Below are 13,711 nucleotides of genomic sequence, written 5' to 3' on the forward strand. Positions count from 1 at the left end.
TGAAAGTTTAATGGATCGATGCCACCTTTTGTCTGCGATCTCAGTTATGAGAATCGCAGACGTGCTGTTCTGTTTTGCCAAGGAAAGGACGAACTCTGACAACAGTACACACCAAGGGACGCGCCTCCCGCGCCATCCCGAAGAGCATGGAACGTGGCGCCGATGCTGCAGCCCGTGCGCTTGAGCTGGTCCTCGCAAGCCTCGAGGACTCGAAAGCAGAAGACATCGTCTCTATCGACATTGCCGGAAAATCGGCGCTGGGCGACTACATGGTGGTCGTATCCGGACGCTCGAACCGTCATGTCTCGGCGATCAGCGAACACCTCATTTCCGATTTGAAGGACGAAGGCCTGGGTTCAGCCCGCGTCGAAGGCCTTGAGAATGGGGATTGGGTCCTGATCGACACGGGAGACATCATCGTTCATGTGTTCCGACCCGAAATTCGTGAGGTCTACAACCTGGAAAGGATGTGGGCCACGCCGGATATCGAGGATCGCCTGCACTGAAAACGGCCGGCCGTCTTCAAGGACGGTCACGAAGCCGGATTGACACGGCAGTGCTCTTGCTGCCGATAGAGATGGTTTCGTGACCTGAAACTGGGACTGCCCGCATGAAAATTGGCATCTATGCCGTGGGCCGGCTGAAGGCCGGTCCGGAGAAGGAACTCGCGTCCCGCTATCTGGACCGCTTCGCCAAGGCCGGACCGCAATGCGGCCTGGAATTCACGCGCTCCGTGGAGCTGAACGAAAGCCGCGCCGGCAATGCCGACACGAGAAAGCGCGAGGAAGCCCAGGAGCTTTCCCGCCAGATCCCCGACGGCGCGCTGATTGTCGTCCTCGACGAGCGCGGCAAGGCCTTCGACAGTGCCGAATTTGCGAAATTCGTCGGTGATGCGGCCGACAACGGCCAGCGCGACATGGCCTTCGTCATCGGCGGCGCCGATGGCATCGACCCGGACCTCCGTGATCGCGCCCGCCTCGTCCTCAATCTTGGCAAACTGACCTGGCCACATCAGCTGGTCCGCATCCTGATTGCCGAGCAGCTTTACCGGGCCGTGACCATCCTGACGGGACATCCCTATCACCGTGTTTGAGGCGCTGATCACGATCGGCGCGGCATACCTTTGCCTTGTTCGCAAATCAGCGTATTTTCCCGCCGAACCGGATGAAGCCTTTGCCCACTGCAGCCAATGACAATGCACGTCTGATCGACGGCAGCCGCCGCAAGGTTGGCTTGGCGGCGGCCTTTGTTCTGGCGGCACTCCTGGCGTCGGCATCCCCCCTTTCGACCCATGCGCAACAGAACACGCCTGCGGATACTGGTACCACCACTGGCGCGCTGCCGCCGGCGCAGGCGACCACGGGCGACCGTGTCGTATCAGGTCCAGCGACTGATCCAGCCCTCGAACTGCGTTCCAAACGCGATCAGGTGAGCTCGGAATTGCAGGAAATCGCCGCCAGCATGAAGCTGTCGGAAGAAAAGGCGACCGAACTCGAGAACAGCATCGCGGAGCTGGAAAAGACCTCGGAGAGCCTGAAGACGGCGCTGATCGAATCGGCCCAACGCCGCAAGGACATCGAAAATCAGATCAGCGAGGGCGAGAAGCGGCTCGCCGATATTGGCCTGCGTGAAGATGAGATCCGAGGCTCCTTCCGGGAGCGTCGGGCGACGCTGGCGGAAGTCCTGGCTGCTCTCCAGCGGATGGGTCGCAATCCGCCGCCAGCCCTGCTGGTCAGTCCCGAGGACGCACTCGGCTCCGTTCGCACAGCGATCCTTCTGGGTGCGGTCGTCCCCGGCATTCGCCATGAAACGGACAAGCTGGCCGCCGATCTCGAAGAGTTGATCGCGCTCAGGAATGCGGGGAAGCAGGAGATGGACAGCCTTGTCGCGGCCATCGCCAACCGTCAGGAAGAAGAGCGGCGGATGGATCTTCTCGTCGTCGAAAACGATCGGCTCGCCCGCACGAATTCGCTGCAGCTGCAGGCAGAACGCAAGCAATCGGAGGCACTTGCCGAGCGTGCCTCAACGATGGAGGCCCTGATCCAGTCGCTCGAAAGCGAGATCACCTCGGTGCGCCAGGCGGCAGAACTTGCCCGCGCCGAAGAGGCACGACGCAGCCAGATGAGCGACGAGCAGAAGGCCCGCGCGCTGGAGCTCGCGCAGTCTGGATTGCCCGATAAAAACCGCATTGCGCCAGCATATCCGTTCAATGATCTGAAGCAGAAACTGGAATTGCCGGCTGCCGGCGAAACCCTGCGTCAGTTCGGTGACCCGGACGGGACAGGGCACCAGGCTCAGGGCATGGTCATTGCCTCACAGCCAGGAGCGCTCGTGACCGCACCGGCGGATGCATGGGTAGTGTTTGCTGGAAATTTCCGAAGCTACGGCCAGATGATCATTCTAAATACGGGCGACGGCTATCATATGGTGCTGTCCGGCATGGACCGGATCAGCACGAGCCAAGGCAAGTTCGTCCTCTCTGGGGAGCCTCTGGCGACCATGGGTGAGAAAAGAGTGGCAAGCGCGACAGTATTGGCGCTGGAAACCGATCGGCCGACGCTTTACATTGAACTTCGGAAAGACGGTAAACCGGTTGATTCCCGTCCCTGGTGGGCCGGAGGCGATTCTGGAAAGGCACAGAATGATACGTAGGGTCTCTCTTCTCCTCGTCGGCGCATTGATGGGCGCAACCGCGATGAGCGTCATTTATTCGGCGGGTGTTCCGGCTCAGGCTGCGGGCAATTCCACCTATCGTGAACTGTCGATCTTCGGCGATGTCTTTGAGCGCATTCGCGCCCAATACGTGACACCGCCGGACGAGAACAAGCTGGTTGAAAGTGCCATCAACGGCATGCTGACCTCGCTGGATCCGCACTCCGTCTACATGAACGCCAAGGATGCGGCGGACATGCAGACCCAGACGCGCGGTGAATTTGGCGGCATCGGCATCGAAGTCACGATGGAAGAGGAACTCGTCAAGGTCATCACGCCGATCGACGACACGCCCGGCTCCAAGGCCGGGATCCTCGCAGGCGACTTCATCTCGGAGATCAACGGCGAATCCGTTCGCGGCCTCAAGCTTGAGGAAGCCGTCGAGAAGATGCGCGGTGCAGTTAATACACCGATCAAGCTTACCATCCTGCGCGAGGGTGCCGACAAGCCGTTGGACATCACCGTGACCCGCGAAATTATTGCGATCCGCGCCGTCAAGTCGCGCGTCGAGGGCGATGTCGGCTATCTCCGCGTCATCTCGTTTACCGAGAAGACCTATGACGACCTTGAAGCCGCCATCGAGAAGATCAAGAAGGAAGTCCCGGAAGACAAGTTGAAGGGCTATGTCCTTGACCTGCGTCTCAACCCGGGTGGCCTGCTCGATCAGGCAATCTACGTCTCCGACGCTTTCCTGGAGCGTGGCGAAGTGGTTTCGACCCGTTCGCGCGATCCGCAGGATACCCGTCGCTTCAACGCCACCGCAGGCGATCTGGCTGACGGAAAGCCGGTGGTCGTGCTTATCAATGGCGGTTCGGCATCAGCATCGGAAATCGTGGCCGGCGCGCTGCAGGACCTGAAGCGTGCGACCGTGCTCGGCACCCGCTCCTTCGGCAAGGGTTCCGTGCAGACCATCATCCCGATGGGCGACAAGGGCGCACTGCGCCTGACGACGGCACTCTACTACACCCCGTCCGGCAGCTCGATCCAGGGAACCGGCATCGAGCCCGACATCAAGGTCGAGCAGCCGCTTCCGGAAGAGCTTCAGGGCAAGGTGCGGACCGAAGGCGAATCCTCTCTTCCTGGCCATATCAAGGGCCAGAACGAGAACGAGGAAGGCTCCGGCTCGGTTGCTTACGTGCCGCCGGAAGCCAAGGACGACGTCCAGCTCAACCATGCACTCGACCTGCTGCGTGGCGTGAAGACCGATCCGGCCTTCCCCGCCGATCCGCAGAAGGCCGCGCTGCAGTAAGTATCTGATCCGACCGCCCGCGTATCCCTGATACGCGGGCGGTCTTTCTGTATCCGGACTGCCGACATCACTGGAAGTATCGCATGGATCTTCATGCACCGCTCGGACAGGAGCGCAAGGACAAGAAGCCAGGCAAAGGCAGTTCTGCTTTGTCCAGTCTTGCGTCTGTTCTTGCCGTTGTCTCCCTTGCAGGCTTTTCCGCATGGACGGCCCTGTCCCCGGCAAACCTGCGCGCGGTCCCGCCGATCAATCTCGCCCCTGCACCACCGGAAACCGCCGAGGCTCCAGACACCCCGGCAAGCAGTGAACCGCAGAATGAGGCAGCCGGCATCGTCAGGAGCGGTCCGAACGACGGAGCCGTGCTCCGCCGCACCACGACAGAAGACGGCAATGTCGTCACGACCTTCAGCCCGACGGGTCGACAGGGACCGGTGATCATCGGTACCGCATCGACCCAGGATCCGCGACTGGCCGGCCAGCCCAATGAAGACCTGATCGAACTTACCGATGCGGGCGAACTTCCTGCCGTGTCTACTTCCGGCCTCCGCCCGGTCGATTTCTATGCAAGGCCCTGGTCCGGCGCACGCGGCACACGGATCGCGATCGTCATTGGCGGCATCGGCCTCAGCCAGACCGGCAGCCAGAAGGCGATCCGCGAACTGCCCGAGGACATCACCCTCGCTTTCGCCGCAACGGGCAACAGCCTGCAGCGCTGGATGCAGGAGGCGCGCCGCAAGGGACACGAGATCGTTCTTCAGGTGCCGATGGAGCCCTTCGATTATCCGGCCAACGATCCGGGGCGCGGCGCGTTGCTGGCCGAGAAGACGGCAGAGACCAATATCGCCAACCTGCATCAGGCCATGGCGCAGATCACCAACTACACCGGCATCATGAACTATATGGGCGCCCGCTTCCTCGCCGACGACAAGGCCATGGACCCTGTCATGCGCGATATCGGCAAGCGCGGGCTGATGTTCCTCGATGACGGCTCCACCGCGCGCTCGCTGTCGGGTGATTTCGCCAAGGCGATCGGCTTCCCGCATGCCTATTCGGATGTGATGATCGACGCGCAGGTGGATCGCCAGGCGATCCTGGCGAAGCTCGATGAACTGGAGCGTATTGCGCGGCGCAACGGCCAGGCGATCGGCGTCGGTGCGGCCTTCGACGAGACCATTGCAGCGGTCGCCGAATGGCGTAATGAAGCAGTCGCCCGCGGCATCGAATTCGTCGGCGTTTCGGTGCTCGCCAACGACAACAGCCCCTGAGGATATCATGACCGAGCCCCAATCGACCAAGCCCCAGGTGAAGGCTGAAGACCTGCCCTATCGCCCCTGTGTCGGGATCATGGTGTTAAACCGCGAGGGTCTCGTCTGGGCGGGACGCCGCCTCTCCGAAGGCAATTCGGAATATGACGGTTCGCCGCAACTCTGGCAGATGCCGCAGGGTGGGATCGATCCAGGCGAAGATCCGCTACCGGCCGCCATGCGCGAGCTTTATGAGGAGACCGGCATGAAATCCGTCTCCCTGCTCGCCGAAGCCGGTCGCTGGATCAATTACGACCTGCCGGCGCATTTGATCGGGATTGGCCTGCGCGGCAAGTTCCGCGGCCAGACCCAGCGCTGGTTCGCCTTCCGCTTCGAAGGCGACGAAAGCGAAATCGCCATCAACCCACCGCCGGGTGGCCATCAGGCAGAATTCGACGCCTGGGACTGGAAACCGATGCAGGAGCTTCCAGGCCTGATCGTTCCCTTCAAACGCCGCGTTTACGAAGAGGTCGTCGCCGAGTTCGCCCATCTGGCGGGGTGAGAAACGCCGCCCATCCGTTCAGACGCCGGTTGCGATCTCAAACCCTTCATCCGCCCAGCCGGTCATGCCACCGATCATCACCTTGACCTGGCACCCGAGCCGCGCAAGCCTGAGCGCCGCGCGATCCGTGCCGTTGCAATGCGGTCCGGCGCAATAGACAACGAACAGCGTATCCAAGGGCCATTCCGCCATCTTCCGCTCGGTCATCTTGCCATGCGGCAGATTGATCGCGCCTGGCACATGCCCCCTTTCGAACAGTTTCGGTCCGCGCACGTCGAGAAGCACAAAGTCCGCCTCGCCGCCGCTCATCACCTCATGCACATCCCAGCAGTCGGTCTCGAAGGCGAGCCGCGCCTGATAATGCTGGGCGACAAGGGCGGGATCGGCGGCGGGAATTTCGCTGACGAGGCTTGGCATGGCAGGCTCCTGTTCGGTCGTTGTTATCTAGAACTTGCCTTTTCCCGGGAATTCGGAAAACTGGCGTGAATGACAACATGCGTAAAGATTACGCCAATGACATCGGCATCCCCTTGTCCATCCTCGCCGCTTAAAGGACCACGCGTCGTCACACTCGCCTATGACGGCCTCTGCACCTTCGAATTCGGGGTTGCCATTGAGGTCTTCGGCCTTGCGCGACCGGAAATGGGAGAGGACTGGTATCGTCACGCAACGGCGGCGATCGAGCCAGGGCCTCTGCGCGCCGCCGGCGGTCTGACGGTCAGCGCTTCAGGTGGGCTGGAACTCCTCAAGGAGGCTGATCTGATCGTCGTGCCCGGCTGGCGCGGGATCGACGAGCCTGTTCCGGTATCGTTGATCGAGGCGTTATGCGTGGCGCATGCCGGGGGAGCGCGCCTGATGTCGCTGTGTTCAGGCGTGGCGGTGCTGGCCGCGACCGGCCTGCTTGACGGCCGGAAAGCCACGACCCACTGGCGCTATGCCGACACGATTTCGCAAAGACATCCCGAAATCCATCTCGATCCCGATGTGCTCTATGTCGACGAGGGTCAGATCTTGACGGCTGCGGGCAGTGCCGCCGGCATCGATCTGTGCCTGCATGTCGTCCGCCGCGATTTCGGCACTGAAGCCGCCAACAGCGTTGCCCGCCGTCTTGTGGTCCCGCCGCATCGGGAAGGGGGGCAGGCGCAATTCATCGTAAGGCCGGTGCCCCAGGAACGCGAAGGACAGCGGATGGGGCCGCTGATCGACTGGATCGAGGCCAATCTGCAGCGCGAGGTGACACTGGCCGAGATGGCAGCACGGGCCGGGATGAGCAACCGGACCTTCCAGCGCCGCTTCCGCGATCTCACAGGTCACAGCCCCGGCGAATTCCTGCTAACCCGCCGACTGCGCCATGCCTGCGATCTTCTGGAACGCAGGGCAACCCTGTCACTCGACGACATCGCCGTCGCATCGGGCTTCGGCACACCGGCGACCCTGCGCCATCATTTCCGCACCCGGCTGCAAACCAGCCCCGCCGCCTACCGGGCCCGCTTCGGGCACACAGGCAAGAATTGATAGCCGGACCTACCGCTCAGCAGCGGCGGCCTCTTCGGCGCTTTCCTCGATCCGCTCCATGTCATCATCGGAAAGGCCGAAATGATGGCCGATCTCATGGATCAGCACATGGGTGATGATGTCGCCCAGCGTCTCCTCGTTTTCGGCCCAGTAATCGAGGATGGGGCGGCGATAGAGGATGATGCGGTTCGGCATCATGCCGGTCTCCATCGAAAAACGCTCGGAAATCCCGCGCCCTTCGAACAGGCCTAGCAGGTCGAAGGGCGTCTCAAGCGCCATATCCTCGAACACTTCATCGGTCGGAAAATCGGCGATCTCGATGATGAGATCGCGGCTGAGGTCGCGGAACTCCTGCGGCAGGTGCCCATAGGCCTCGATCGCCAGCGACTCGAATGTGCTGATCGTCGGGGCGTGTCGTTCGCGCCAATCCTCGCTCTGGTCTATGCGGGCCATGAATACTCCTTACTGCCCGCAGATATAGGATGTTTGCGACGGTATTTCGAGAGTGAATTCAACCGAGGAATAAATTCTCATTTGAATCCGGTTGACTCTTCCGCGAAGCTCTGGAATCCATAGGAACAAATAGAGAACAATTCATCAGGAGACATCGTCATGGGCGAGAGCCCTCAGGCGCGCGAGACGCTTTTTGCCTTGCGAGAGGCGATTGCCCGGATCGAGGGAAAGCCCGACCATGCCGCGCGTCTGACGGTCCAGCCTACGCGCGTGGAAACGAAACAGAGGGCCGTGAATGAGAGGCTCGAACACCAGGATCTCTTCGGCAGCATTGTGGGTGACAGCCTCGCCCGGGGAACGTTGATCGAAGTGAGGGGACAGAGGCTGCAACAGGCGGGAACCGTGACCGGTTTCGGGCTCGCCCTTGCTCTGATGGCCGCGGAGAACAATCAGACGCAGAGGCAGCGCCTCCTCTTCATCGCCGATCCCCAGGTCGTCCGGGAAGCGGGTCTCGCCTATGGTCCTGGCCTCCTCGATTTCGGCCTGTCGTCGACCGCCTTGGTGCATGCCCTGCCTCGCAGGGTCGAGGACGCGCTCTGGCTGGCCGAGGCAGCCCTTGCCTCCCGCGCCTTTTCCACCGTGCTCCTGGAAGTACAGGGCAATCCGAAGAAATTCGGCCTCACCGAGAGCCGGCGCTTGAGCCTCAAGGCGCGCGCCACCGGTGGCAGGCTGTTGATCCTCCGCCAGGCGGGCGAGGAAGAGGCCTCGAGCGCTCTTCTTCGCCTGTTTGTCGAACCCGCGCCGGCGGCGGCGCGATCTCTCGCCGACGGGTCCCTGCTGGGCGGCAGCATCGGGTCATCAGTCTTTCGCATAACCCCTGAGAAATCCCGCATTCCGGGCTCACCCGAACTCATTCTGGAGTGGAATTCCGATGACCGCCGCTTTCAACTTTTCGAGCAGCCCGAACCCGCAAGCCTTGGATCGCCGCATTCTCTCGCTCTTTTTCCCAAGGCTCCCGACCGATCGCATCGCCCGGCGGCGCTGGGGTCTCTCGTGGCGTTTGCACCCCGGCTCGACCGCGCATCCTGACCGGGCGCCACTGGCATGCGCCGGTCGTTCCGCCAATGCCATGCGGATCACCGCACTGGATGACATGGCCGAAGGCTACGGCCTGCGGATCGGACAAGGACTGGCGGAAGCCCGGGCCATCTGTGCGGATCTCGACGTGATCGAAGCGGATCCGGCCGCCGACCGCGCTCTTCTCGATGCCATCGCCGACTGGTGTGACCGCTACACGCCGCTGGTGGCGCTCGACGGTGATGACGGGCTGATGCTGGACATCACCGGCTGCGCCCATCTTTTCGGCGGCGAAGAACGGCTGATCGAGGATGTTGATCGCCGCATGACCGCCTTCGGCCTTGCGGTCAAGATCGCAGTCGGCCCGACCCCTGGCCTCGCCCGTGCCTGCAGCCGTTTTGACGGCGCCCGGCGCGTCGCACCATGCGAGGCTGCAACAGCACTCGCCCCCCTACCGATCGCCGCCCTCCGGCTCGAACCGCAGATCGTCATGAATCTCGCCCGGGTCGGCTTGAAGACAATAGGGGATCTTCTCACAGCCCCGCGCGCACCGATCACCCGTCGTTTCGGTGCAGGTCCGATCCTACGTCTCGATCAGGCGCTTGGACGCGAAGGCGAGCCCATTTCGCCGCGACGCCATTTGCCGCTCTTGTCGGCCGAAAGGCGTCTCGCGGAACCGATCATGACCGAAGATCAGGTCCTCGATCTCGCCGGCCGCCTGGCTGCCGGTTTGAAAACCTCGCTTGAAGCCCGTGGCGAAGGGGGCCGTCTGTTCGAACTTCTGGTTTTCCGGATCGATGGCAAGGTCTTTCGGATCGAGGTCGGGGCCTCCGCCCCCTTGCGTGATCCAGGCCGCATCCGGGCCTTGTTCGAGGAACGCCTTTCCGTCATCCATGACGAGCTTGATGCCGGCTTCGGCTTCGAACTCGTGCGCCTCAACGTCCTCCTGAGCGAAGCCTTTGAAGTCCGCCAGTCCGCCCTTGCCGACGAGGAAGACGGCAGCGAAGATCTCACGCGCTTCCTCGATCAGGTGGCCGCCCGCCTTGGAGAAAGGGCGCTTCGCCTGCCCGTGCCGCTTGCCAGCCACTGGCCGGAAAGAGCATCCACACACGCCCCGGCCGCCGATGCGCTCAAGGCGGCAGATCTCTCTTTGTCTCGATCTCGGACGACGGCGAGATCGGCGCGTGCCCTGCGTCCCTTGCGCCTCCTCCATCGACCTGAAGAGGTCGAGGTCATGTCCGTGGTCCCGGATGGTCCACCGGCCAGCTTTCGCTGGCGCCGTGTCCAACGGCGTATCCTCAGGGCCGAAGGCCCGGAGCGCCTGGCGCCGGAATGGTGGTCCGATGGCGAAGATGCTCCGCCACGCGATTATTTCCGCATCGAGGATACGGACGGCCAGCGCTTCTGGCTGTATCGCGAGGGTCTTTATGAGCGACGGACCGTGACGCCGAGCTGGTTCCTTCAGGGCTTCTTCGCGTGAGGCAGGATCCGTGACGATGCAGAGGTTTTACGAAATCGGATTGCGCAGCAATTTCTCCTTCCTCGACGGCGCATCCCATGCCGAGGAACTGGTGGAACGAGCGCTGTTTCTGGGCCTTTCGGGCCTTGGCCTCGCCGATCGCAACACGGTCGCCGGTGTTGTCCGCCTGCATGCCGCTGCAAAATTGAATGGTCTCGAATTCCGCCCCGGCGCCCGCCTCGTCTTCGACGACGAAACGCCTGAACTTCTCGCCTATCCCTTGAGCCGCAAGGGATGGGGCAATCTCTGCCGTTTGCTGAGCGAGGGAAATCTGCGCTCGAAAAAGGGGGTTTGCACGCTATGGGAAAAGGATCTTCTGGCATGGTGCGAGGATCTTCTGTTCATCGCCATGCCACCTCCGTTGTCGAGCCATGCCGATGTCGAAACCTTCGAAAGCCGGCTCGCCTCTCTCCGCCCTCGCCTGGCGGATCGTCTGTATCTCGCCCTCATTCCCCGTCACGATGGCGCCGACCAGAGGAACTTCGCGGAGCTGAATGGGATTTCGAAACGGCTCGGTCTTCCCCTGATCGCCACCAACGATGCCCTTTACCATGCCCCCGAGCGCAAGCCGATTGCCGATGTGGTCGTCGCAATCCGCGAGCATGTGACGATTGCCGAAGCCGGGCTCCGCCTGCACGCGCATGCCGAACGACACCTGAAAAGCCCAGAGGAAATGGCCCGGTTGCTGAGAGCCTGGCCGGAGGCCCTGGACAACAATATCAACTTCTTTAGCCGGCTTCAGTTTTCTCTCGATGAGTTGTCGCACCAGTACCCCGATGAGATCTTCGACGGAGAATCTCCGCCTCTGGCCCTCCGGCGGCTGACCTATCAAGGCGCGCGCAACCGCTATCCGGGGGGTATTCCTCAAAAGGTCCTCGGGCTCCTCGACTACGAACTGAAACTGATCGCGGAGAAGCGCTACGAACCCTACTTCCTGACCGTCTACCGGATTGTCTGTCACGCCAGAGAGGCAGGCATTCTCTGCCAGGGCCGGGGTTCGGCCGCCAATTCCGCCGTCTGTTTCTGCCTCGGCATCACGGAAGTCGACCCGCAGAAGACGACGCTGCTGTTCGACCGCTTCATCTCGACGGAACGCGACGAGCCGCCGGATATCGATGTCGATTTCGAGCATGAGAAGCGGGAGGACGTGATCCGCTTCATCTACGAAACCTATGGTCGACAGCATGCCGCCCTGACGGCGGCCGTCATCAGCTATCGCGCCCGGTCTGCCGGCCGCGAAGTGGCCAAGGCCTTTGGCATGTCCGAGGATGTGCAGTCCGCCCTTGCCGGTTCGATCTGGGGCTGGTGGACAAGCGATTTCACCGAGGAGCAGGCAAAGGCTGCAGGCCTCGACCTCAAGGATGCCACGACCCGGCGCGTGCTTGATTACGCCCAGGCCTTGCAGGGCTTTCCCCGCCACCTCTCCCAGCATGTCGGCGGCTTCGTCATCACCCGCGACCGCCTCGACGAGGTCGTTCCGATCATGAACACGGCCGATGGCCGCTACATGGTTGAATGGGACAAGGACGATCTCGACACGTTGAAGATCCTGAAGATCGACGTTCTCGCGCTCGGCATGCTGACCTGCCTCGCCAAGGCCTTCAAGCTGCTGGCCATTCATTACGATCGTCACGAGACGCTGGCCTCAGTCAATCAGGACCAGTGCCCTGAGGTCTATGACATGATCTGCCGCGCCGACACGATCGGCGTCTTCCAGATCGAAAGCCGGGCCCAGATGAGCATGCTGCCCCGGCTGAAACCGCGCGAGTTCTACGATCTGGTGATCGAGGTCGCCATCGTCCGCCCAGGCCCGATCCAGGGCAACATGGTCCATCCCTATCTCAAGCGACGTGCGGACAAACTCGCGGGCCGACCCATCGACTATCCGAGCGAAGAACTGCGCACCGTCCTGGAGCGCACGCTGGGCGTACCCCTTTTCCAGGAACAGGCGATGCAGATCGCCATTACGGCTGCGGGCTTCACCCCGGGAGAAGCCGACAAGCTGCGCCGTGCCATGGCCACCTTTCGCCGCACCGGCCAGGTCTCCAGCTTCCAGAAACGCATGATCGAGGGAATGGTGGCCAATGGCTACGATCCGGATTTTGCCGCCCGCTGCTTCAGCCAGATCGAAGGCTTCGGCGAATACGGCTTCCCCGAAAGCCATGCCGCCTCCTTCGCCCTGCTCGTCTATGTCTCCTGCTGGTTCAAGGCCTTCTATCCGGATGTCTTCTGTGCCGCGATCCTGAATTCACAGCCCATGGGCTTTTACGCCCCCGCCCAACTCGTGCGCGATGCCCGCGATCACGGCGTCGATATCCGCCCGGTCGACATCAACCACTCGACCTGGGACTGCCTGCTCGAAGGGGAAAAGGCGGACGATTTCGATCCGGCCCGCATCGCCAGCCGTCATCGGTCCATGGCCGGCGTGATCAGGTCGAAAAAGGCAGTTCGCATCGGATTTCGCCAGATCAAGGGCATACCGAAGGAGGCCATGGATATCCTCGTTGCAAGACGGGGTGCGGGTTATGATTCCGTTCGCGACCTGTGGCTGCGCACGCGACTTGCCCGCCCCGTCATCGAAAAACTCGCCGATGCCGACTGCTTTTCCTCCCTTGGACTGTCGCGTCGCGAGGCGCTCTGGGCGGCTCAGGCCCTGGATGGAGAGGCGGCCATCGAAGTCCTGCCGCTCTTCGAGGCCGCCCCACAGGAAAATCTGCAGCACGAGGCCGAAATGATCCTCCCCCGCATGTTGCCGGGCGAAGAGGTCTTGAGTGATTACCGCAGCCTGACCTTCTCCCTGAAGGCGCATCCCGTTTCATTCCTTCGTCAGGCCATGCAGCGGGCCGGCCTCAAATCGGCAACCGATCTCGAAAGTCTTTCCCATGGCGCCAAGGTTGAGATTGCCGGCCTAGTCCTGGTCCGTCAGCGACCCGGTTCGGCCAAGGGTGTCATCTTCATGACGCTGGAGGATGAGACGGGTACAGCCAATGTCATCGTCTGGCCGAAGGTGTTCGAACGTTACCGGCCGATCGTCATGGGCGCGCGGCTGGTGGCCCTGCGCGGACGCCTGCAGAAGGCGCATGGCGTCATCCATGTGGTCGCAGACCATTTGGTCGACGCAAGCTCCAGGCTCGGTCTGCTGCTCGAAGAGCTCAAGACTTTCGACACGCTCGCCCATGCGGATGAAGTTCGTCGCCCGGGCGTCGATCAGCGACAGGGGAAACGGGAAAAGGTCCCGCGTCCCCCCATAGCCGCAGCCCCTCCGCCCGGCCATCCTCGCCGCAGCGCCATGGCGGACCTGATGCCGAAAGGACGCAACTTCCATTGACGGTGCGACACCTCGAGGAGCGATCACATCTGATACCCTATCCGCGATTTTT

General features: G+C 62.2%; 12 protein-coding genes. 10 read left to right on the forward strand and 2 right to left on the reverse strand.

Annotated elements, in window-relative coordinates:
• Positions 1 to 146 precede the first annotated feature (146 nt).
• The 6 genes from rsfS to BW978_RS16675 all read left to right on the forward strand — a co-directional run bounded on the left by rsfS (position 147) and on the right by BW978_RS16675 (position 5,767).
• On the forward strand, positions 147 to 506 hold the full coding sequence (gene rsfS / locus BW978_RS16650) for a ribosome silencing factor (protein ID WP_236759261.1): 360 nt from the start codon (positions 147 to 149) through the stop codon (positions 504 to 506).
• Positions 507 to 610: 104 nt separating this feature from the next.
• Positions 611 to 1,093: a 23S rRNA (pseudouridine(1915)-N(3))-methyltransferase RlmH gene (gene rlmH, locus BW978_RS16655; RefSeq protein WP_006724334.1), complete on the forward strand. Its 483-nt coding sequence runs from the start codon at positions 611 to 613 to the stop codon at positions 1,091 to 1,093.
• Positions 1,094 to 1,164: 71 nt separating this feature from the next.
• Entirely contained in the window at positions 1,165 to 2,652 is a 1,488-nt protein-coding gene (locus BW978_RS16660; RefSeq protein WP_244551979.1) for a murein hydrolase activator EnvC family protein, read from the forward strand.
• Positions 2,642 to 3,961, forward strand: a complete 1,320-nt coding sequence (locus tag BW978_RS16665) for a S41 family peptidase (protein ID WP_076396962.1) — start codon at positions 2,642 to 2,644, stop codon at positions 3,959 to 3,961. Before BW978_RS16660 ends, BW978_RS16665 begins: the two co-directional genes overlap by 11 nt.
• Before the next feature lie 83 nt (positions 3,962 to 4,044).
• Positions 4,045 to 5,226: a divergent polysaccharide deacetylase family protein gene (locus BW978_RS16670; protein ID WP_076396963.1), complete on the forward strand. Its 1,182-nt coding sequence runs from the start codon at positions 4,045 to 4,047 to the stop codon at positions 5,224 to 5,226.
• Between the two features lie 7 nt (positions 5,227 to 5,233).
• Complete coding sequence (locus BW978_RS16675; protein WP_076396964.1) at positions 5,234 to 5,767, forward strand: RNA pyrophosphohydrolase; 534 nt, start codon at positions 5,234 to 5,236, stop codon at positions 5,765 to 5,767.
• 18 nt (positions 5,768 to 5,785) lie between these two features.
• Here the strand turns inward: BW978_RS16675 and BW978_RS16680 are convergent, their stop codons facing one another.
• Positions 5,786 to 6,184 (reverse strand): rhodanese-like domain-containing protein, encoded by a 399-nt coding sequence (locus BW978_RS16680; RefSeq protein WP_076396965.1) that lies wholly within the window; start codon positions 6,182 to 6,184, stop codon positions 5,786 to 5,788.
• A gap of 69 nt (positions 6,185 to 6,253) precedes the next feature.
• Between BW978_RS16680 and ftrA the strand changes: the two genes are divergently transcribed.
• Positions 6,254 to 7,282, forward strand: coding sequence for a transcriptional regulator FtrA (gene ftrA / locus BW978_RS16685; RefSeq protein WP_076396966.1), 1,029 nt, complete (start codon positions 6,254 to 6,256; stop codon positions 7,280 to 7,282).
• A gap of 9 nt (positions 7,283 to 7,291) precedes the next feature.
• Here ftrA and BW978_RS16690 read toward each other — a convergent pair whose 3' ends face one another.
• Entirely contained in the window at positions 7,292 to 7,735 is a 444-nt protein-coding gene (locus BW978_RS16690; RefSeq protein ID WP_054150240.1) for a metallopeptidase family protein, read from the reverse strand.
• A gap of 159 nt (positions 7,736 to 7,894) precedes the next feature.
• Here BW978_RS16690 and BW978_RS23600 point away from each other — a divergent pair, with 159 nt between their 5' ends.
• Genes BW978_RS23600 through BW978_RS16700 form a run of 3 tightly spaced genes read left to right on the forward strand, consistent with a single transcriptional unit; the run spans position 7,895 to position 13,659 of the window.
• A complete protein-coding gene (locus BW978_RS23600) occupies positions 7,895 to 8,824 on the forward strand; it encodes a hypothetical protein (RefSeq protein ID WP_175616897.1) in 930 nt (309 codons plus the stop codon).
• On the forward strand, positions 8,712 to 10,292 hold the full coding sequence (locus BW978_RS16695; RefSeq protein WP_175616900.1) for a Y-family DNA polymerase: 1,581 nt from the start codon (positions 8,712 to 8,714) through the stop codon (positions 10,290 to 10,292). Before BW978_RS23600 ends, BW978_RS16695 begins: the two co-directional genes overlap by 113 nt.
• Before the next feature lie 16 nt (positions 10,293 to 10,308).
• Positions 10,309 to 13,659, forward strand: a complete 3,351-nt coding sequence (locus tag BW978_RS16700; RefSeq protein WP_076396968.1) for an error-prone DNA polymerase — start codon at positions 10,309 to 10,311, stop codon at positions 13,657 to 13,659.
• The last annotated feature ends 52 nt before the right edge of the window (positions 13,660 to 13,711 follow it).

Source organism: Rhizobium sp. RU33A, assembly GCF_900156055.1.
Classification (GTDB): domain Bacteria; phylum Pseudomonadota; class Alphaproteobacteria; order Rhizobiales; family Rhizobiaceae; genus Allorhizobium.